Source organism: Jiangella endophytica, assembly GCF_003427025.1.
Lineage (GTDB): Bacteria > Actinomycetota > Actinomycetes > Jiangellales > Jiangellaceae > Jiangella > Jiangella endophytica.
The window spans coordinates 74,221-94,120 of record NZ_QVAI01000004.1 but is presented as its reverse complement, the minus strand read 5'-3'; the positions used below and the strand labels follow the sequence as shown (position 1 = coordinate 94,120).

The 19,900-nt window shown below is 73.5% G+C and carries 19 protein-coding genes; 6 read left to right on the top strand and 13 right to left on the bottom strand.

The window, feature by feature from the left end; translation table 11 throughout:
• Positions 1-24 precede the first annotated feature (24 nt).
• Positions 25-972, top strand: a complete 948-nt coding sequence (locus DZA62_RS09910; protein ID WP_116948728.1) for a DUF1254 domain-containing protein — start codon at positions 25-27, stop codon at positions 970-972.
• A 105-nt stretch (positions 973-1,077) separates the two neighbouring features.
• A complete protein-coding gene (locus DZA62_RS09905; RefSeq protein ID WP_198663601.1) occupies positions 1,078-2,430 on the top strand; it encodes an FAD-binding oxidoreductase in 1,353 nt (450 codons plus the stop codon).
• A 149-nt stretch (positions 2,431-2,579) separates the two neighbouring features.
• On the opposite strand, the gene DZA62_RS09900 is transcribed toward DZA62_RS09905, so the two are convergent.
• The 4 genes from DZA62_RS09900 to DZA62_RS09885 form a co-directional block, all read right to left on the bottom strand.
• On the bottom strand, positions 2,580-4,199 hold the full coding sequence (locus tag DZA62_RS09900; protein WP_116948726.1) for an amidase: 1,620 nt from the start codon (positions 4,197-4,199) through the stop codon (positions 2,580-2,582).
• Entirely contained in the window at positions 4,196-4,498 is a 303-nt protein-coding gene (locus tag DZA62_RS09895; RefSeq protein ID WP_116948725.1) for a hypothetical protein, read from the bottom strand. The genes DZA62_RS09900 and DZA62_RS09895 overlap by 4 nt, the downstream gene beginning before the upstream one ends.
• 77 nt (positions 4,499-4,575) lie before the next feature.
• The gene (locus tag DZA62_RS09890) at positions 4,576-5,682 is read right to left on the bottom strand and encodes a M24 family metallopeptidase (RefSeq protein WP_116948724.1); all 1,107 of its coding nucleotides are present in this window, start codon (positions 5,680-5,682) and stop codon (positions 4,576-4,578) included.
• A gap of 31 nt (positions 5,683-5,713) precedes the next feature.
• On the bottom strand, positions 5,714-6,391 hold the full coding sequence (locus DZA62_RS09885) for a GOLPH3/VPS74 family protein (protein WP_116948723.1): 678 nt from the start codon (positions 6,389-6,391) through the stop codon (positions 5,714-5,716).
• Between the two features lie 39 nt (positions 6,392-6,430).
• On the opposite strand from DZA62_RS09885, the gene DZA62_RS09880 reads away from it, so the two are divergent.
• On the top strand, positions 6,431-7,132 hold the full coding sequence (locus DZA62_RS09880) for a class E sortase (RefSeq protein WP_157987581.1): 702 nt from the start codon (positions 6,431-6,433) through the stop codon (positions 7,130-7,132).
• Here DZA62_RS09880 and DZA62_RS09875 read toward each other — a convergent pair.
• Entirely contained in the window at positions 7,113-9,260 is a 2,148-nt protein-coding gene (locus DZA62_RS09875; RefSeq protein ID WP_116948721.1) for an MMPL family transporter, read from the bottom strand. The genes DZA62_RS09880 and DZA62_RS09875 overlap by 20 nt on opposite strands.
• A gap of 92 nt (positions 9,261-9,352) precedes the next feature.
• Between DZA62_RS09875 and DZA62_RS09870 the strand changes: the two genes are divergently transcribed.
• The 3 genes from DZA62_RS09870 to DZA62_RS09860 all read left to right on the top strand — a co-directional run bounded on the left by DZA62_RS09870 (position 9,353) and on the right by DZA62_RS09860 (position 11,634).
• A complete protein-coding gene (locus DZA62_RS09870) occupies positions 9,353-10,282 on the top strand; it encodes a 5'-3' exonuclease (RefSeq protein ID WP_232827334.1) in 930 nt (309 codons plus the stop codon).
• Between the two features lie 17 nt (positions 10,283-10,299).
• On the top strand, positions 10,300-10,650 hold the full coding sequence (locus tag DZA62_RS09865) for a hypothetical protein (protein WP_157987580.1): 351 nt from the start codon (positions 10,300-10,302) through the stop codon (positions 10,648-10,650).
• A 159-nt stretch (positions 10,651-10,809) separates the two neighbouring features.
• On the top strand, positions 10,810-11,634 hold the full coding sequence (locus DZA62_RS09860; protein ID WP_116948719.1) for a nitroreductase/quinone reductase family protein: 825 nt from the start codon (positions 10,810-10,812) through the stop codon (positions 11,632-11,634).
• Positions 11,635-11,759: 125 nt separating this feature from the next.
• Here the strand turns inward: DZA62_RS09860 and DZA62_RS09855 are convergent, their stop codons facing one another.
• The 8 genes from DZA62_RS09855 to DZA62_RS09825 all read right to left on the bottom strand — a co-directional run bounded on the left by DZA62_RS09855 (position 11,760) and on the right by DZA62_RS09825 (position 19,896).
• The gene (locus DZA62_RS09855) at positions 11,760-12,770 is read right to left on the bottom strand and encodes an NAD-dependent epimerase/dehydratase family protein (protein ID WP_116948718.1); all 1,011 of its coding nucleotides are present in this window, start codon (positions 12,768-12,770) and stop codon (positions 11,760-11,762) included.
• A gap of 9 nt (positions 12,771-12,779) precedes the next feature.
• Positions 12,780-15,539 (bottom strand): DEAD/DEAH box helicase, encoded by a 2,760-nt coding sequence (locus DZA62_RS09850; protein WP_116948717.1) that lies wholly within the window; start codon positions 15,537-15,539, stop codon positions 12,780-12,782.
• A gap of 4 nt (positions 15,540-15,543) precedes the next feature.
• A complete protein-coding gene (locus DZA62_RS09845) occupies positions 15,544-16,446 on the bottom strand; it encodes a diacylglycerol kinase (protein ID WP_116948716.1) in 903 nt (300 codons plus the stop codon).
• Positions 16,424-17,293, bottom strand: a complete 870-nt coding sequence (gene tatC / locus DZA62_RS09840; RefSeq protein ID WP_157987579.1) for a twin-arginine translocase subunit TatC — start codon at positions 17,291-17,293, stop codon at positions 16,424-16,426. Before tatC ends, DZA62_RS09845 begins: the two co-directional genes overlap by 23 nt.
• 30 nt (positions 17,294-17,323) lie before the next feature.
• Positions 17,324-17,608, bottom strand: a complete 285-nt coding sequence (gene tatA, locus DZA62_RS09835) for a Sec-independent protein translocase subunit TatA (RefSeq protein ID WP_116948714.1) — start codon at positions 17,606-17,608, stop codon at positions 17,324-17,326.
• A gap of 84 nt (positions 17,609-17,692) precedes the next feature.
• Complete coding sequence (locus DZA62_RS35625; protein WP_157987578.1) at positions 17,693-17,866, bottom strand: hypothetical protein; 174 nt, start codon at positions 17,864-17,866, stop codon at positions 17,693-17,695.
• A 9-nt stretch (positions 17,867-17,875) separates the two neighbouring features.
• The gene (locus DZA62_RS09830; protein WP_198663597.1) at positions 17,876-18,925 is read right to left on the bottom strand and encodes a helix-turn-helix transcriptional regulator; all 1,050 of its coding nucleotides are present in this window, start codon (positions 18,923-18,925) and stop codon (positions 17,876-17,878) included.
• Positions 18,922-19,896, bottom strand: a complete 975-nt coding sequence (locus DZA62_RS09825) for a helix-turn-helix transcriptional regulator (RefSeq protein WP_198663596.1) — start codon at positions 19,894-19,896, stop codon at positions 18,922-18,924. Before DZA62_RS09825 ends, DZA62_RS09830 begins: the two co-directional genes overlap by 4 nt.
• Between the last annotated feature and the right edge of the window lie 4 nt (positions 19,897-19,900).

Sequence of the window (19,900 nt, the reverse complement as noted above, 5' to 3'; positions counted from 1 at the left end):
GAGCGGCTCCGTACGGTCGGCGGCATGGACGAGACGCTGGTCGACGTCGACAACTTCGCCCGGGCCGAGACCGATCGCATGTTCACGGCCATCCTGCGCGACAGCGGCGGCGTCAACGCGTGGATGCACAACCGGACGCCGACGCCGCTCGACCACCAGCCGGTGATCCGGCAGAACCGCGACACGCTCTACAGCGCCGTGCTGGCCGACGTGAGCGCGGGCGCCACGGTGACGCTGCCCCACGCCGGCGGCCGGTACCTGTCCGCGATGCCGATCGACCAGGACGGCTACGTCGACGACGTGTTCCACGGCGCCGGTGAGCATCGGCTCGACCCGTCCCGGTTCGGGACGAGGCACGTTCTCGTCGCCGTGCGCACCCTGGTCGACCCCGGCGACCCCGCCGACGTGGCCGCCGTCAACGCCCTGCAGGACCGGATGCGCCTGGACGCCGGGTCGGCCGCGCCCTTCGCGCCGCCCGCCTACGACGAGGCGTCCTTCACCGCGACTCGCGACGCCCTGCAACAGCTCGGACGCGGTCTCAGAAGCTTCGAGCGGGCCTTCGGCGCCCGCGGGGAGGTCGACCCCGTCCGGCACCTCATCGGCACGGCCGGCGCCTGGGGCGGCCTGCCCGAGCGCGAGGCGACCTATCTCAATGTCGAGCCCCGCCTGCCCGCGTCGGGTGCGTACCGGCTCACCGTGCGGGACGTGCCGGTCGACGGCTTCTGGTCGATCTCGCTCTATGGCGCCGACGGCTACTTCCCCCGGGACCACGGCTCGTCGGTGAGCGTCAACAACGTCACCGCCGCGCGCGACGATGACGACGCGTCGGTCACCGTCCACTTCGGCGGCGACCCCGGCCTGCCCAACCGCCTGCCGCTCGTGGACGGCTGGAACTACGTGGTGCGGCTCTACCGCCCGCGCGCGGAGATCCTCGACGGCAGCTGGACGTTCCCACAGGTCAGCGCCGCCTGAACCGTTCCCTGTCACACTTCTGCGCTGCGATCCGTCCCGTTGTCGGACCCGCCCGGCACACTGATGTCGGGCACCCATGATCACAGCACCTGGATGGAGAGTCCCATGATCGACCTCGACGGTTTCCGCTCGACGCTCACCGGCCGGGCCTACGCACCCGGCGACGACGGCTACGACGACGTGCGACAGCCGTGGAACCTGGTCATCGACCAGCATCCCGCGGTCGTCGTCGTGGCCGAGAACGCCGCCGACGTCCAGGCCGCGGTCCGGCTGGCGCGCGAGAACGACGTGCCGTTCGCCGTCCAGTCCTCCGGCCACGGCGCCGTCCGGCCCAACGACGACGGCGTGCTGCTCAACGTCACGCGGCTCACCGGGGTCGACGTCGACCCCGGGCGCAAGATCGCCCGCATCGACGCCGGCGCCCGCTGGCGCGGTGTGCTCGAGGCCGCCTCGCCGCACCAGCTGGCCGGGCTGTCCGGCACGGCGCCCACCGTCGGCGCCGTCGGCTACACCCTGGGCGGCGGCATCGGCCTGCTGCTGCGGCGCTTCGGCTTCGCCGCCGACAGCGTGGTCGGCGCCGACGTCGTCACCGCCGACGGCTCGCTGGTGCGGGCCGGCCGCGACGAGAATCCCGACCTGCTGTGGGCGCTCAAGGGCGGCGGCGGCAACTTCGGCGTCGTCACGTCGCTCGAGGTGCAGCTCTACGACCTGCCGGCCGTGCACAACGGCACGCTGATGTACCCGGGCGCGCGGGCCGGCGAGGTGCTGCGCGCGTGGGCCGAGTGGACCGGCCAGGTCTCCGACGACGTCACGTCGGCCGTCATGGTCATGACGTTCCCGCCCATCCCGGCCGTGCCCGAGCCGCTGCGGGGCCAGCACATGGTCTCCTTCCGGGCCACCATCGCCGGCGACGACGGGTCCGTGCTCGAGCCGCTGCGGGCCGCTCTCGGCGAGCCGGTCATGGGCGGCTTCCGCACCATGACGTACCTCGAGGCGGCGCTGTCCGGCAGCGAGCCCACCGATCCCATGCCGACGGCCGGGCGCAGCACCGGCGTGGCGGGGCTGAGCGACGCCGCCATCGACGGTCTGCTCGAGCTCGTCGCGCCCGGATCCCCCGTCCCGGGCGTCGACATCCGCCACCTCGGCGGCGCGGCGGCGAAGGAGCAGGACGGCCCGCTGTCCCACCGCGACACCCCGTACGTCGCGGCGGCCAACGCGCTGGCCGCGACGCCGGAGCAGCGCGCCGCCGTCCAGCAGCGCCTCGACGACGGGTTCGCCGGGCTGGCCGCGCACACACGGCCCATCGGCGCGCTCAACTTCCTCTCTTCCGGCTCGACGCCGGAGATCGTGAAGTCGGCCTTCTCCGACGCCGCCTACCAGCGGCTGCGGGAGATCAAGCGCACGTGGGACCCCGACAACGTGTTCCGCTACACGCACAACGTCCCGCCGGCGGCCTGAGCGGGCCGCCGCCTTCCGGGCAGGCGTGGCTCGGGCAGACGTGACTCGGGCGGGGTGACCACATCGCCGGCAGTCGGCGCTGGTGTCACCCCGCCCGAACAGCAGCCCGGCGGCCTGGCCCAGCGGCGCGGGGCCAGGCCGCCGGGTACTCACTGCGACTGCTCGGCCGCCTCCGCCGCGGTCAGCCGGAGGCGGGCGCCGGCGGTGGCCAGCGTCCGGGCGCCCGCGGCCGCCACCGGGTCGGCCGGTCGCTGCCAGTGCCAGTCGGTCTGCGCCTGGTAGGCCGCCGCCACGGCGAGCAGGCGGTCCTCGGCGTACGGGCGGCCGCCGAGGATGGTCCCGATCGGCAGGCCGCCGGAGAAGCCGATCGGCAGCGCCAGCTCCGGCAGCCCGATGATGTCGAACGGCACCGGCGACGTCTGCACCACGACGTCGCACTGGGCGAACAGGTCGCCGAGCACCCGCTCCAGCAGCACCAGCTTGGCCCGCTGACCGGTCACGTACTCGTCGGCGCCCATGAGCGCCCCCTGCAGCCAGCTGGTCAGCGACACCCCGAACAGCCGCAGGTCCTGGCGCAGGTACGGCACGAACGGCTCGGACCGCTCCGGCAGCCGGACGTCGTTGAAGCGGCCGGTGAGCAGGTCCCACTCGTCCGGCAGCGTCACGTCCACCACGGAGACGCCCTCGACGCCGGCCAGGGTGTCCAGGAACGCCCGCCGGGCGGCGGCCGTCGGGCTCGTGCCGGACACGAACCCGGGGATCACGCCGATGCGGGTCGGCCAGCGCAGCTTCAGCCGCTTGCCGCGGTAGGCGGGCGTGGCTGCGGCGACGAGGTCCGGCACCGGCGGGAGGCCCTGCGTGCGCGGGTCGTTGACATCCGCACCGGCCATCGCCGAGAGCATGATCGCCGCGTCCTTGGCGTCGCGGGCCAGCGGGCCGGGGTGGTCACGCGAGTACGTGAGCTGCACGATCCCGTACAGCGAGGCCCGGCCCATCGTCGGCTTCAGGCCGGTGAGGTTCTGCGCGTTCGACGGCGCCGTGATCGAGCCGCCGGTCTGCGTCCCGATGCCCGACGTGGCGAGCCGGCCGGCCACGGCGGTGGCCGTCCCGGTCGACGAGCCACCCGGGTTCGTCGACGGGTTCTCCGGCGTCCAGGCGTTCACCGTCGTGACGAGGCCGTCGGGCGTGGTCGCGCGGGTCGTCGCCAGCGGACCCATCTGCGTCTTGCCGAGCACGATCCCGCCGGCCTCGCGCAGCCGGGCGACGGCCGTCGCGTCGAACGGCGGCACGAAGTCGGCGAAGACGAACGAGTTCGCCGTCGTCGCCACGCCCTCCGTGTAGTAGTTGTCCTTGATCGCCAGCGGGATCCCGTGCAGCGGGCCGTGGTAGTGCCCGCGCCGCAACGCCCGGGCCGCGGCGGCCGCCTGCTCCGTCAGCACCAGGGTGAACGCCTGGTAGGTGCCGTCGAACGCGGCGATGCGGTCCAGGTACGCCTCCAGCAGCGTCTCCGCTCGCAGCGACCCGGCGCGCAGCAGGTACGCGGCCTCGGCGATGGTCAGCTCGGTCGGGTCGGCGATCGCCTCCGGCCGAGGCGCCGTGTACGCGTCCGGATGCGGCCCGGTCCTCCCCCGCGTCGCGGCCGGCCCGGCGAAGGCCACCCGCGGCAGCCCGACGGTTCCCGCGACGGCCGCGCCCGCGGACAGCACGGCCATCCGGGCGACGAACGAGCGCCGGTCGACCTGGACGTCCTGCGGGCCCTCGGCGCTCATGCCTCCCGCCAGGCGGTGCTGATGGACGGGTACAGCATCGGCGCGGCCTGCTGGGACAGCTCGACGGCCTGGCCGGCCGGCGTGCCGGACGGCGCCGGCGGCACCCAGGCGCTGAGCTCAGCCAGCGACGAGCGCGTGAACGAGCGCAGCGACGCCAGGACGGCGGCCTGGCCGGGAGCGCCGGTCTCGGGGTCGGCGGCCGTGCCGGGCGGCAGCTGGTCAAGGTCGATGCCGACGGCCGCGAGGCGGGCCCGGATCATGGTGTCGAGCTCGGCGTCGGTCGGTGGGGTGGGCGCCATGTCGCTCCTCGATGGGTGGTCGGGACGAGTCCGGGACCACGCTCGCGCGGAGCGATTTCGGCGTTATGTCTGCAATGTCACGTATCGAGGATCACCAGGTCGCGCGGCCGCCGGTTCAGTGCCTCCACGCCGTCGGCCGTGGTCACGACGATGTCCTCGATGCGCGCACCGTGGCGCCCGGCCAGGTAGAAACCGGGCTCGACCGAGAACGCCATGCCCGGCTCCAGCGGGGAGGTGTTGCCGGCGACGATGTACGGGTCCTCGTGTGTCTCCAGCCCGATGCCGTGGCCGGTCCGGTGGATGAAGTACTCCCCCAGTCCCGCCGCCACCAGTACGTCCCGCGCGGCCGCGTCGACCGACTCCGCCGTGACGCCGGGCCGCACGTGGGCGACCGCGGCCTCCTGCGCGCGCCGCAGCGCCTCGTAGGCCGTCCGGTACTCCTCGGACGGCTCACCGGCGGCGTACGTGCGGGTGGAGTCGGAGCAGTAACCGGCCGCCGTCGTGCCGCCGATGTCGACCACGACGGGGTCGCCGGCCGCGATGACGCGCTCGCTGGTCTCGTGGTGCGGACTGGCGCCGTTGGGTCCGGACGCGACGATGACGAAGTCGACGGCCTCGTGCCCCTCCGCGAGGATCGCCGCGGCGATGTCGCGGCCGACCTCGGCCTCGGTGCGCCCGGCCCGCAGCCACTCGCCCATACGGGCGTGCACACGGTCGATCGCGGCCGCCGCGTCGCGCAACGCCTCGACCTCCTCGGCCGACTTGCGCATCCGCAACGAGGACAGCACGGCGCCGGCGGCGACCTGCTCGGCGCCGGGCATCGCGGAGCGGAACCGCAGCGCCTTCTCGGCCCACATCTGGTCGTCCAGCCCGACCCGGCGCGCGTCCGGCAGCAGCCCGGCGGCCAGCGCGACGGCGTCGTCGGTCTCCTGCCACGGCCGCACCTCGAGCGCCAGCTCACCGGCGCCGGAGGCCAGCGCGGCCGGCTGCTCGAGGGCGGGCACGAGCAGCGTCGCGGCGCCGTCGACCGGCAGCAGCAGGCAGGTGAGCCGTTCCAGCGGCTTCGCGTCGTAACCGGTGAGGTAGCGCAGCCCGGCGCCGGGCGTGATGATCAGGGCGTCGAGGCCCTCGGCTGCGGCGGCGGCGCGGGCGCGGGCGAGACGGTCGTCGAGGTCGGCGGTCACGCGTCGCACTCTAGGCGATGCCTGCTCCTGGTCAGCTGCTACCGGCCGCCGCGGCGGTGCTGCCGGCGAGGATGGCCGCGGTGACCGCCGCCTGGACCTCCTGGACCGCCTTCTTGACGGCGTCGGCGGCCCAGTCGCCCTCGGAGATCTCCTTCGCCCGGCGCTTCACGGCGCGGCGGTCGTCGGCCGGCACCGCCTTGCGCAGGCCGTCGACGGCGAGCAGCAGCGACACCAGCGCGGCCGTGCGGGAGTCGGGCTCGAGACCGGTCACGAGGACGTCCCGCAGCCGCTGCCGGACGGCGGCCTCGTGCGACGCATCGGCGGCCGGCCAGCGGGTGGTCGGGAAGATGCCCAGGACCGTGCCGGACTCCTGGCGCAGCAGCCCGCGATCGGCGAGGCGGCGCAGCAGGCGGTCGCGCAGGCCCTTGCGCAGCGAACCGAGGACGTTCTTCGGCTTCTTGCCCTCGTCGTCGGCCAGTTCGGCCAGGGCGTGGTCGAGGACGTCGTCGCCGACGGGTCCGGCGTCGCGTACGACCAGCCGGTCGCGCTTCACCTGCTCACCCGGCCCGGCGACCGACACCTTGCCCAGCACGGACAGCTCGAGGAGCAGAGCGCCGGCCAGGCCGTACTCCAGCCGCGTGCCGTCGATGAGCGATTTGCCCGTTTCGTCGTCGTAGGCGATCAGGAGGAGGTCCTCGGCGATCAACACGTCTTCGACTCTAGCCGCCGCGCGATTAGGGTCATGGGTATGCCACGACACGCGCAGGAGCGCGTCAGCACCCACCCTCGTCGCAGCGCTTGGGCCGTCGTCATCGGAGGCATCGGCGAGCTCCTGCTCACCGCGGGCGTCCTGGTCCTGCTCTTCGTGGTCTACGTCATCTGGGGCACCGGCATCCAGACCGCGCAGGCGCAGGACAAGCTCGAGGACGAGCTGAGCGTGCAGTGGGGACAGCCCGGCCAGAACACGCCGCCCGACCCCGACGAGCTGGTCGACGGCGACGCCTACGGCATCCTGCGCATCCCCCGCTTCGGCGACGACTGGAGCTTCACCATCGTCCAGGGCGTGCAAGACGACGACCTCGCGCGCGGCCCCGGCCACTACCCGAACACCGCGAACCCCGGCGAGCTGGGCAACGTCGGCATCGCCGCGCACCGCTCCGGGCACCTGTCGCCGTTCGCCGACTTCCCCGATCTGCGGGTCGGCGACACCATCGAGATCGAGATGGCCGACGGCACGTACGTCTACGAGCTCGACGACGCGCCCGACGGCGACAGCAACGGCAACAAGATCAACATCAGCGACGTGTGGGTGGTCGACCCCGTGCCCGGCGAGCCGCGCGACACCGAGCCGACGCAACGGCGCATCACGCTCACCACGTGCTGGCCGCGGTTCGGCTCGTCGCACCGCATGTATGCCACGGGCACACTGGTCAGCGGCCCGAGCGGGTGACGTCCGGCTCAGGCTCCAGGTGCGGCAGCACGCGGTCCAGCCAGTTCGGCAGCCACCAGCACCGGTCGCCGAGCAGGAACATCGCCGACGGCACCACCAGCAGCCGGATCACGGTGGCGTCGATCAGCACGCTGAACCCCAGCCCGACCGCCAGCATCTTGACGACGACCTGGTCGGAGACCACGAAGGCGAAGAAGACGCTCATCATGATCAGCGCCGCCGACGAGATGACCCGCGCCGTCACCGCCAGCCCGGTCGTGACGCTGCCATGGTTCTCCCCCGTCGCCAGCCAGGCCTCGCGGACCCGCGACAGCAAGAAGACCTCGTAGTCCATCGACAGCCCGAACACGATCGCGAACATGATCATCGGGACGTACGACTCGATCGGCACGTCCTGGTCGACGCCCAGCAGGGACGACCCCCAGCCCCACTGGAAGACCGCGACGACGACGCCGTACGCGGCGGCGATCGACAGCAGGTTGAGCAGCGCCGCCTTGAGCGCGAGCACCGGGCTGCGGAACGACAGCAGCAGCACGATGAACGCCGCCCCGACGACGATCGCGATGATCTCCGGCAGCCGGTCGGCCACCAGGTTGCGGAAGTCCAGCTGCGCCGCCGTCGAGCCGGTCACGAACGCCGTCGTGTTCGAGCCCTCCAGCACCGGCGCGATGGTGTCCGTGCGCAGGGTGTGCAGCAGGTCGTCGGTCGCGGCGGCCTGCGGGCGCGTCGTCGGTGTCACGGTCGACACCAGGAGGACGCCGTCCTGGCTGGGCGTGAAGTCGGTGACGGAGGCGACCCCGTCCGTGCCGGCGATCGCGGTCTCCAGTTCGGAGCCGATGGTCGCGCCGTCGTCGCCGGACCCGACCTCGATGACGACGGTGAACTGGCCGTTCACGCCGACGCCGAAGCCGGACGAGATCGCGTCGTACGCGTCCCTGGTCGTGCTGCCCGGCGCCGACGCACCGTCGTCGATGTGACCGAGCTGCAGCGAGAGCGCCGGGATCGCCAGCACCACGGCGACCAGCACACCGCCGGTCAGATACCGCCACGGGTGCCGGTCCAGCGCCAGCGCGTACCGCCGCCAGCCCGACGCGGAGCCGTCTCCGGACTCCTCGGCCACCGGTGTGCGGACCCGCAGCCGGTCGATCCGCCGGCCCGCCGCGCCGAGCAGCGCCGGTACCAGCGTGACGGCCGCGATCCCGGCGACGACGACGGCGACCGTCGCGGCCAGCCCGAGTTTGCCGATGAAGCCGATACGGGTGGCCCACAGCCCGGACAGCGCGATGACCACCGTCGACGCGGCGATCAGCACCGATCGGCCGCTGGTGGCGACGGTCCGCCCGGCGGCGGTGACCGGGTCGGCGGCGTTCATCACCTGCTGCCGGTACCGGGTCGTGAGGAACAGGGCGTAGTCGATCCCGACACCCAGCCCCAGCATCGCGGCCAGTGTCGGGGACGCCGTCGCGAAGTCGACGCCGGCCGCGAACAGCCCGAGCAGGCTCAGCGCCGCCAGCACCCCGATCGCCGACGACACGATCGGCAGGAACGCGGCCAGCACGCTGCCGAACGCCACCAGCAGCACCACGATCGCCACCGCGATCCCGATGCCCTCCGATCGCAGGTCGTTCGGCGCCGGCTCGGCGGCCTGGCCCAGGGTGCCGGTGTAGTAGACCTGAACGCCGGCGTCGCGGGCCGGGTCGACGGCCGTGTCGACGTCATCGACGAACGTCGGTCCGAACGCGCCCGGGTTGCCGTCGAACTGGACGGTGGCGTAGCCGATGGTGCCGTCCTGCGACGGCACCAGGTCGGACACGGTGAGCACGTGGTCGACCGACGCGACGTCGGTGAGCGCCTCGTCGACCGCGTCGGACTGCGCCGACAGGCCGGCGTCGTCCTTGAAGACCAGCCGGGCCGAGTCGGAGCTGGCGGTCACGCCGTGCTCGACCAGCAGGTCGCTGCCCTGGCCGGACTGGGTCCCCGACAGGTTGAAGTCGTCGCTGTACGTCCCGCCCCAGACCCGGTCGGCGACCAGCGTGCCGATCAGGACCACCAGCCACACCGCGATGACCGGCCACGAATGCCGCGCGCACGCACGCCCGAGCCGCTCCAACCCCGCTGACTCCGCCATCGTGCCCCCCTGGCGTCCCCTCTGCGAACGTAAGACGGCCGTCCGGGCCTGTCAACGGCCTGGCGGGGCCGGGTCTCAGTAGGCTGGCGACCATGCCCGGGACCGAGAACCGCCTGATGCTCCTCGACACCGCCTCGCTGTACTTCCGCGCCTTCTTCGGCGTGCCCGAGTCGATCAAGGCTCCCGACGGCACGCCGGTCAACGCGGTGCGAGGGCTGCTCGACTTCATCGCGCGGCTGACGACCGACCGCAGGCCCGCCCGGCTGGTCGCGTGCCTCGACGCCGACTGGCGCCCGGCGTTCCGGGTGGCGCTGCTGCCGTCCTACAAGGCGCACCGGCTGGCCAACGCCGCGCGCAACATCGAGGAGGTGCCGGCGGCGCTGGACGCGCAGCTCCCGGTCATCCTCGACGTGCTGACGGCGCTGGGCATCGCGCACTTCGGGGTGCCGGGCTTCGAGGCCGACGACGTCATCGGCACGCTCGCGTCCAGCGACAAGGGCCCGGTCGACGTCGTCACCGGCGACCGCGACCTGTTCCAACTGGTCGACGACGACCGGGGTGTGCGCATCCTGTACACCGCCCGTGGGGTCGGCCGGCACGAGATCGTCGACGAGAGTGTCGTCGCCACCAAGTACGGCATCCCAGGCCGCTCGTACGCCGACTTCGCGACGCTGCGCGGCGACCCCAGCGACGGCCTCCCGGGCGTGGCCGGCGTCGGCGACAAGACCGCCGGCACCCTGATCACCCGGTTCGGCAGCATCGACGGCCTGCTGGCGGCGGTCGACGACCCGGAGGCGGAGCTGTCGCCGACGCTGCGCCGCAAGATCACCGACGCGCGCGACTACCTGGCCGTCGCCCCCGACGTCGTGAAGGTGCGCCACGACGTCCCGCTGCCCGACTACGACGACACCCTGCCGACGACGCCGGCCGACCCGGAGGCACTGGTCGAGCTGGCCGGCCGATGGGGGCTGGACTCCTCGCTGAACCGGGTGCTCAACGCGTTCAACCCCGCTCCGGCCTGACCGTGCGGTTCGGGGACATGCGCACGACGTTCCTTGCGGCCGTCGCTCTGGTCGTGCTCGCGACCGGCTGCTCGGGCAGCGACGACGAGGCGAGCTGCGACTTCGACCGCGCCGAGTGGGCGCGTCTGGACCCCACCGACTACGAGCAGGGCGGGAGCCGGTCCGGGCTGGCCGGCATCGTGGTCGACTGCGGGCTGCTCGACGACGCGACCCGGGCCGAGACGGCGGAGCTGCTCGGCGAGGGCGGCGAGCCCGGCGACGCCAGCTGGACGTACCTGACGCGGCCCACGACGCTCGACTTCGAGCTGCTGATGGTCGACTTCGGCCCTGACGACACCGTCACCCGGGTCTACTTCAGCCAGAGCTGACCGGTGCTAGGGTCGACGTCGTGACTGCCGGGTCGGCCATGGGCCGCGAGCGGACGGGTTTCCCGGCCGCCGAGTGACCACCAGGCGGGCCAGGAGCCCGCCGTCGCCTTCTTCTCCTCACGTTCCACGCACGACACCCCCGGAGAAGAAGGGTCACCGATCATCGACTACAACCAGCAGGTCGTCGACGAGTTCCGCGCGAGCCGCGGCCGCGTCGGCGGGCCGTTCGACGGAGCCCGGCTGCTCCTGCTCACCACCACCGGCGCCCGTTCCGGCGCTGCTCACACCGTCCCCGTCGGCTACCTGCCCGACGACGGCGGCCGCCTCGTCGTCATCGGCTCGGCCGGCGGCGCGCCCCGCCACCCGGCCTGGTTCCACAACCTCGTCGCCCACCCGCGCGTGCACGTCGAGGACGGCCTGTTCGCCTACGATGCGGACGCCGCGGTGCTCGACGGCGACGAGCGCGACGCGGTCTTCGCGCGCGCGGTCGAGGCCGATTCCGGCTGGGCGGACTACGAGCGACGCTCCGGCCGCCGGCTGCCGGTCGTCGCGTTGACGCCGGTGCCCGGCCCGCCCGGCGGCCCCGGCGTCGACTCCCCCGCCGCGTTCCTGACCACCGTCCACGAGTCGTTCCGGCGCGAGTTGGCCCTGGTCCGGGCCGAGGTCGCGGCCGCCGGCCCGAAGCTGTCGGCGCAGCTGCGGGTCAACTGCCTGAGCGCCTGCCACGGCCTGCACTTCCACCACACGGCCGAGGACGGCGGCATGTTCCCGGCCATCGCGGCGGCCCGGCCGGACCTCGCGGACGTCCTCGAGCGGCTGCGTGCCGAGCACGGCGTCGTCGCGGACCTGATCGCGCGGCTGCAGCAGGCGATCGAGGCCGACGGGCCGGTCCTGCCCGAGGTCGATGCGCTGATCGAGCGGCTGGAGGCGCACCTGGACTGGGAGGAACAGCAGCTCGTTCCGGTGCTGAACGCGGTGTTCTGACCCGAGCCGCCCTTCCGCGCCGCCCACCCCCACGTTGATCTTGGAGAAATGGGGGAATCATACGGACGAATCACCCCGCAAGCGCGAAGAACTCCAAGATCAACTGTCGGGGGCGCGGAGGCGGGTCAGGGCGACAGCGAGCCGGCTGACGTCAGGATGGCGGCCTCGACCTCCGGGTCGAGGCCGACCGCCGGCCGGTCGGGTCGCTGCGGCGCCGCGCCGCCGATGGAGCGCAGCCACGCCCAGGTGTCCGCGACGGTCTCGCCGACCGGCCGTGGCCGCAGCCCGGCCGCCTCGGCACGGGAGACGTCGGCGGAGTGCAGGCCGAGCGTCTCGAACTCGTGGCGCGGCGGGATCCATACCGGCAGGTCGTTCCACGGCACCACACCGGCCGCGAGGATCGCCGGCGGGTCGACCCAGCGCAGCGTGGCCGCCCCGCCCGTCACCGCCACCACGGCGTCCAGCAGCTCACCCATCGTCGCGTGGCCCGGCCGGCTGACCGCGTTGAACACCCCGCCGGTCCCGGCCTCGACGCACGACACGAGCCAGGCGGCGAGGTCGCGGCCGTCGATGTACTGGATCGGCAGGTCCCGCGGTCCCGGCGCCAGCATGTCGCCGCCGCGCGCGGCCCGGGTGAGCCACCACGGCAGCCGCCCGACGTCCTCGTACGGGCCGAGGATCAGCCCGGCCCGGGCGACGAGCGCGCGGTCGCCGAACGCGGCCCGCGCGGCCAGCTCGCCGCCGGCCTTCTGCTCGCCGTAATCGCCGTCCTCGGCGTCAGGCGACGATTCCAGCACCGGTGCGGACTCGTCGGCGCCCGGCGGGACGGGCGGCGCGTACACCGACCGGCTCGACACGTACACATACGTCCCGGCGCGCCCGGCCAGCAGGCCGGCGCTGTCGCGGACGGCCCGCGGGATGCCCGACCACGTGTCGACGACCGCGTCCCACTCCCGCCCGCCCAGCACGCCCAGCGACGCGGGGTCCAGCCGGTCGCCGCGCAGCGACTCGACGCCGTCGCCGGCCGGATCGCGCAGACCGCGGTTGAACGTCGTGACGTCCCAGCCGCGCGCCATGGCGTCGGCGACGACCGCCCGCCCGACGAACCCGGACCCGCCCAGGACCAACAGCCGCATGTCGTCTCCTCAGGCCGAGAGTGTCGCGTACGCCACGACGCCGCGCCGCAGCGTCCCCGCCGCCAGTCGCGCGGCCTCGCGCAGCGGCGTGCCGGACGCGGCGTCGGCGACCTGGTCGAGCAGGTCCAGCAGCTGCCTGATGGCCCGGACGAAGTCGCCGGCGGCGAGGTCGGCGTCGCGCAGGACGGAGTCCAGCTGGTGGCCGCTGGCCCAGCGCCAGGCGGCGTGCGTGAAGCCGAGGTCGGGCTCGCGCAGGAAGTCCAGCCGGTGGGTGGACTCGACGTGGTCGAGGTCGCCCCAGAGCCGCACCATCTCGGCCAGCACGTCGCGCACTCGGCCCGGAGGCAGCCGCGGCGGGACCGAGTCGTCGGGCTGGCGCGACTCGTAGGTCAGCGCGGCCACGGCGCCGGCCAGCTCGGCGGGGTCCAGGCCGGCCCACACGTCGCGGCGGATGCACTCGGCCGCCAGCAGGTCCAGCTCGCCGTAGAGCCGGGCCAGCCGCCGGCCCGACGGCGTGACCTCGTCGCCGGACAGGTAGTCGAGGTCCTCCAGGACCCGGCAGACGCGGTCGAACTGGCGCGCGACGGTGTTGGTGCGCGACTCGACCCGGCGTTGCAGCTGGTCGGCCTCGCGGCGCAGCCGCAGCCAGCGCTCGGCCCAGCGGGCGTGCTCCTCGCGGTCCGGGCAGCGGTGGCAGGGGTGGTCGCGCAGCTGCCGGCGCAGGCGGGCCAGTTCCTCGTCGTCGGCCGCGGCGGACCGGCCGCGGCGCCGCCCGTGGTACTGCCGGTCCGCCTCATGGGGCGCCTTGGCGCGCAGCGACGCCGCGAGGTCGCGCCGCGAGGCCGGGACCCGCGGGTTGAACGAGCGCGGGATGCGCAGCCTGGCCAGCGGCTCGACCGCGTTGGGGAAGTCGATCAGCGACAGCCGGCGCACCTGCCGGCCTTCGGTGAGGACGGTCGGGCGCGGGCCGTCGCCGCTGTGCGGTCCGCCGCCGGGCATGCCGGGATCGAGGACCACGGCCAGCCCCGCGAACTTGCCGGTCGGCACCCGGATGACGTCGCCCGGGCGCAGCTTCTCCAGCGCCGCGGCGGACGCGGCCCGGCGCAGCGCCGTCCCCTCGCGGGCCAGCTGGGTCTCGCGGTCCTTGATCGCCTGGCGCAGCTGGGCGTACTCCGGGAAGTCGCCCTTGTCGCAGGTCATCGCCTCGCGGTAGCCGTCGAGTGCCTCCTCGGCGCGGCGCAGCTGGCGGGCGAGGCCGACGACGGCGCGGTCGGCCTGGAACTGGGCGAACGAGGACTCCAGGATCTCCCGCGCGGGCGTGCGGCCGACCGCTCCGACCAGGTTGACGGCCATGTTGTACGACGGGCGGAAGGACGAGCGCAGCGGGAACGTGCGGGTGGAGGCCAGCCCCGCGACCGCCGTGGGGTCGAACCCGGGCTGCCACAGCACGACGGCGTGGCCCTCGATGTCGATGCCGCGCCGCCCGGCCCGGCCGGTGAGCTGGGTGTACTCCCCCGGCGTGACGTCGGCGTGGGTCTCGCCGTTCCACTTGACCAGCCGCTCCAGCACGACCGTGCGGGCCGGCATGTTGATGCCCAGCGCCAGCGTCTCGGTGGCGAAGACGGCGCGGATGAGACCGCGGACGAACAGCTCCTCGACGACCTCCTTGAACGTCGGCAGCATGCCCGCGTGGTGGGCCGCGATGCCGCGTTCCAGGCCCTCGGCCCACTCGTGGTACCCGAGGACGTGCAGGTCGCCCTCGGGGATGCCGGACGTCCGCTCCTCGATCAGCGCGCGGATCTCGACCCGCTCGTCCGGCGACGTCAGGCGCACGCCGGCGCTCAGGCACTGCTGTACGGCCCCCTCGCAGCCGGCCCGGCTGAACACGAACACGATCGCCGGCAGCAACCCGGCGGCGTCCAGCTTCTCCAGCACCTCGACCCGGCCCGGCGTGTACGTGCCGCGCGGACGGCGTGGCGGTCGCCCGCCGCGGCTCGCACGTCCGCCGGGCCGGGAGCCACGGAAGTCGTCGCGGCCGGCCCGCACCAGTTCCGGGCTGACCACCCGGCGGCCCTCGCCGTCGGCCTCGCCCTGGCCGAACAGGTCGTACAGCCGCGACCCGACCATCACGTGCTGCCACAGTGGCACCGGCCGCTTCTCCTCGACGACGACGTCGGTGTCGCCGCGGACGGTGGTCAGCCAGTCGCCGAACTCCTCGGCGTTGGAGACGGTCGCCGACAGCGAGATGACGCTCACCGACTCGGGGAGGTTGATGATCACTTCCTCCCAGACGGCGCCACGGAACCGGTCGGCGAGGTAGTGCACCTCGTCCATGACGACGTAGCTCAGCCCGTTCAGCGTCGCCGACCCGGCGTAGAGCATGTTGCGCAGCACCTCGGTGGTCATGACGACCACGGGCGCCTCACCGTTGACGGTGTTGTCGCCGGTCAGCAGGCCGACCATGTCCTCGCCGTGGCGTTCGACGAGGTCGTGGTACTTCTGGTTCGACAGCGCCTTGATCGGCGTCGTGTAGAAGCACTTGCGGCCCTCCTCGAGGGCCAGGTGCACGGCGAACTCGCCCACCAGCGTCTTGCCGGCCCCCGTCGGCGCCGCCACCAGCACGCCGCGGCCGGCTTCGACGCTGCGGCAGGCACGCAGCTGGAAGTCGTCGAGCTCGAAGCCGTAGCCGGCCTGGAAGTCCCGCAACCGCGGGGACGGATCGCGTTGCCGCTCATATGCTGCCGCGTAGCGTTCCGCCGGCGAACTCATGGGGCTACGGTAACCCGCCGGACGGGGCGTACACCTGCTGGGCTCGCGGTACGACGTCGAACGTGCGGGGCAACGGGCCGAGCCGCTCGCCGTCGACGTAGGCGGTGATGCCGGGGGCGTCGAGCTTGACCCGCCGGGCCCGGTGCACGGTGACGAACGGGTACGCCGTGTGCGTGCCCCGTTTGACCCGGCGGAACGCCCTGACCAGCGTGGCCCGGCCCACCGGTGCCACCACGACGACGTCGAACACGCCGTCGTCGAGCTCGGCGCCGGGCGTGATGTGCAGCCCGCCGCCGTAGGACGGAATGTTGCCGACGGCGACCAGCATGGCCTCGAGGTCGAGCACCTCGCCGTCCAGCTCGAGGTGGTACGGGATCGGCCGGAAGACGCCCAGCTCGGCGAACGTGGCGAGGTCGTACCGGCGCGGCCCTCTCGGCCAGCGCATGCGGTTGACGCGGTCGTTCACCTTGGCGTCGAACCCGGCGGCGACGACGCCGGCGAACCACTGACCGTGGGTGCGGCCGAGATCGACCTCGCGCAGCTGACCGGCGGCGACGACGTCCGCCGCGGCGTCCGGGTCGCGCAGAGGCAGGCCGAGCGCGCGGGCGAAGTCGTTGCCGGTGCCGGCCGGGACGACGCCGAACGCCGTACCGGTGCCGGCGACGGCCTGCAGGCCCAGGTGGACCATGCCGTCGCCGCCCACCACGACCAGCGCGCGCACGCCGTCCTCGACGCTCTCACGGGCGAGGTCGGCCGCCTCGCGGACGTCGCGCCCGGCCAGCGTGCGCACCGCGATGCCCGCCTCGGCCAGCCGGTGGGCGGCGCGCCGGCCGGCCCGGGCGCCACGCCCACGGCCGGCCGACGGGTTGATCAGGAGCGCGAGCTCATCGGCGGCGGCGGTCGTCATCGTCGTCGACGCGGCCCAGGCCGTCGAGCATGTCGTCCGGGGTGGCCTCGTCGTCGGACAGCCCGCCCGTGGCCCCGGCGTCGCGGCGCTTGTCCATGACACGGCAGACCAGGACGGCGATCTCGAACAGCAGCCACATCGGGACGGCCAGCACCATCAGCGAGAGCGGGTCGCCCGTGGGGGTGGCGACGGCGCCGAACGCGAAGATGCCGACGATGACCCAGCGCCGGGCCGTGCCCAGCGTCTCGTGCCGCAGCACGCCGACGGCGTTGAGCAGTACCACGAAGATGGGCAGCAGGAACCCGATGCCGAAGACCAGCACCAGCCGGATCGAGAAGCTGAGATAGCTGTTGAAGTCGACCAGCATCGAGGTGTCGCCCGGCGCGAAGTTCTGCATGAAGATCATCGCGCGCGGCATCAGCCACATGGCCAGCACGACGCCGAGGCCGAACATCGGCACCGCCGCGCCGACCACGGCCAGCGCCCACTTCTTCTCGTTGCGGTACATGGCCGGGGTGACGAACGCCCACAGCTGGTAGATCCAGACCGGCGCGCCGAACACGATGCCGGTGAGCATGGCGATGCGCAGCGGCACCGTCAGCGGGTCGAGCATCTCGCGGAAGTTCAGATCGGCATTCCGGCCGGTCTCCCGGGCTGCGTCGACGAACGGGTCGACGAGGAAGTCGAAGATGCGTTCGCGGAAGATGAACCCGAGGATGCCGAACGCCACCACCGCGAGCGCGGACCACAGCAAGCGGTTGCGCAGCTCGCGCAGGTGTTCGGTGAGGGTCATGCGGCCCTCGGGGTCACGCTCCGGCTTGGAGCCCTTCCCCCGACGGCCGATCACGGTGGCCACGTCGGTTCAGCGCGACGCCGGTCAGGCGTCGCGACGCGGCTGGTCGTCGGCCTGCTGCGGAGCCGGCTGCTGCGGGGCGGCCTGCTGCTCGACGGCGCGCGGCGCCGGCTGCTGCGCCTGCGGGGCGCCCTCGCCGGTGATGTCGTCCCTCTTGTCGTCCTTGTTGATCAGACCCTCGGTCTCGGTCTTGAAGATCTTCAGCGAACGACCCAGCCCACGCGCGGCCTCCGGCAGCCGCTTGGCCCCGAACAGCAGGAAAACGATGGCCAAGACGATGATGAGTTGCCAGGTGCCGATGCTACCCATGGTCGACCTCTTCCTGACGGGGACGTCCCGTCGATGGTACCCGCCGCGCTCGGCGGGCCTGGCATGCCGGACGCGTGCCGGAGACTACTTCAACCTCGATCCTACGGTTTCGTCAAGGTCGTCTTGCAGAGCGTTCATCTCCCGGCCGAGCGCGCCGAGCTTGCGCACCAGCACCCACGCGGCTCGCACCACCAGCACGATGGCCAGCACCAGCGCGACGGCCAGCGCGACGAACAGCCAAGCGGCGAGTGCGGACATGGCCCGACCTTACCTCTCGTACGCGGCCAGCGCGTCGCGGGCGGCGGCGGTGACCTCGGCGGACAGGTCGGCCGGCGCGACCACGCGGCCGGTGCTGCCCAGTCGGAGCGCCAGCCGCCGCACCCACGCGCGGTCGCGGGCCCGCAACCGCAGCAGCAGCGCGTCGCCGGGCAGCTCCTCGGCGGTCTCGTAGGGGTAATAGTCGGCCACCCAGCGGCCGGCGGGAGTCAGCTCGAATGTCACCAACTCGTCATCGGGCGACGGCTGGAACAGCCCGCCGTCGAGGTCGCGCGGCCGCGCCTCGCTGGGAACCTCGGCCGGGACGTCGAGCTCCTTGACGTCGAGCACGCGGTCGAGCCGGAACAGCCGCACCGACTCGGCCCGGTGGCACCAGCCCTCGAGGTAGAGCCGGCCGTCGACCACGACCAGCCGCATCGGGTCGACGTCGCGCTCGGTGGCCTCGTCGCGGGCCGGGACCCAGTAGGACAGGTGCAGGCGGTTCTTGGCGTCGAGCGCGCCGCGCACGGTGGCGGCCACATCGGCGACCGCGTCGCCGTCGACCTGCACCTGCACCGCCGCGGCCTGCTGAGCGGCCTCGCCGGCGGCGTTCTCGAGCTTCGTGATGGCCCGCTCGACGGCGCCGCGCTCGAACGAGCCGGGCACCGACGCCAGCGTGCGCAGCGCGACGATCAGCGCGACCGCCTCGTCGGTGCGCAGCCGCAGCGGCCGGGCGAGGTAGTCGGCGTTGGAAACGCTGATGATGCCCTCGCCCTCGACCGCCTCCATGTCGACCTCGATGTAGTCGCCCATCTGCAGGCCGGGCAGGCCGGAGAACCAGAGCACCTGGAGGTCGCGGATGACCTGCCGCTCGGTGACCCCGAACAGCGCCGCCACCTCGGAGACCTTCGCGCTGGGGTGCGAACGCAGGTACGGCAGCATGGACAGCAGCCGGGTGACCTGCGACTGCGCGCTGTCGGCCCGGCGGGTGGGCGCGGTGGCCCGGCCGGCCGCCCGTTTCCGGGGAGTCGTCTTCGCCGCGGGCTTCTTCGCCGGCGTCACGCCGGCACCGCCAGGATGGCGCGCAGGCGCTCGACGACGGCGTCGCGCAGCTCGACCGGCTGGTCGGCGACGACGTCGGCACCATGGCTGACCAGCTCTTCGGCCAGGGCCTGGTTGCTCGTGTAGGGCACCGTCACCTCGTCCCATCCGGTGGTCGCGTCCGTCGCTACGAACGTAGCGCGCCGGCGCAGGCCGTGCCCGCTGCCGTGCCGGACCCGGACGACCGCGTGCAGGACGGGCGAGCGTTCCGGCGGGGCCAGGCTGGCGGCCGCCTCGCGGACCGTCTCGGGCGCCGGGACCTCGTAGCCGCCGGCAGCGCCGTCGGGCCGGACGTCGCCGACGATGCGCGACATGCGGAACATGCGGGCCGCCTCGCGGCCGGTGTCGAAGCCGACGACGTACCAGCGGCCGTGCCAGGACAGCACGCTCCACGGTTGCACGTGGCGCAGCAGCGGCTCGGCCGTCGAGCTCTTGCGATGCTGGAAGGCGACCGGCCGGCGGTCGCGCACGGCCTCCCAGAGCGGCCAGAACGCCGGCTCCTCTCCCCCGACCCGCGGCTCGACGGCGCCCAGCGAGCGGGTGTCGGCCTCGACGCCCACCGCCTGCAGCTTCAGCACGGCGTTGCTGGAGGCCTCGGAGAGGTACGTGTGCTGCCAGACGCGGGCGGCCAGCCCCACGACGGCGGCCTCGTCGGGCTCGAGCCGGATCTCGGGCAGCTCGAACTCGTGGCGCAGGATGCGGTAGCCGGGCTCCTCGTCGCCGAGCGGGTCGAAGCCGCCGGTCTCGATGGGGATGCCGACCTCGCGCAGCTCCTCCTTGTCGCGCTCGAACATCCGCTCGAAGGCCTCGTCGGTCTGGTCGCCGTACCCGCCGACCACCTCGCGAATCCGGCTCTTCGGCACGTACCCGCGCGCGACGAGCAAACAGATGACGAGGTTCATCAGCCGCTCGCTCTTGGCCGCCTGCGACACGCCT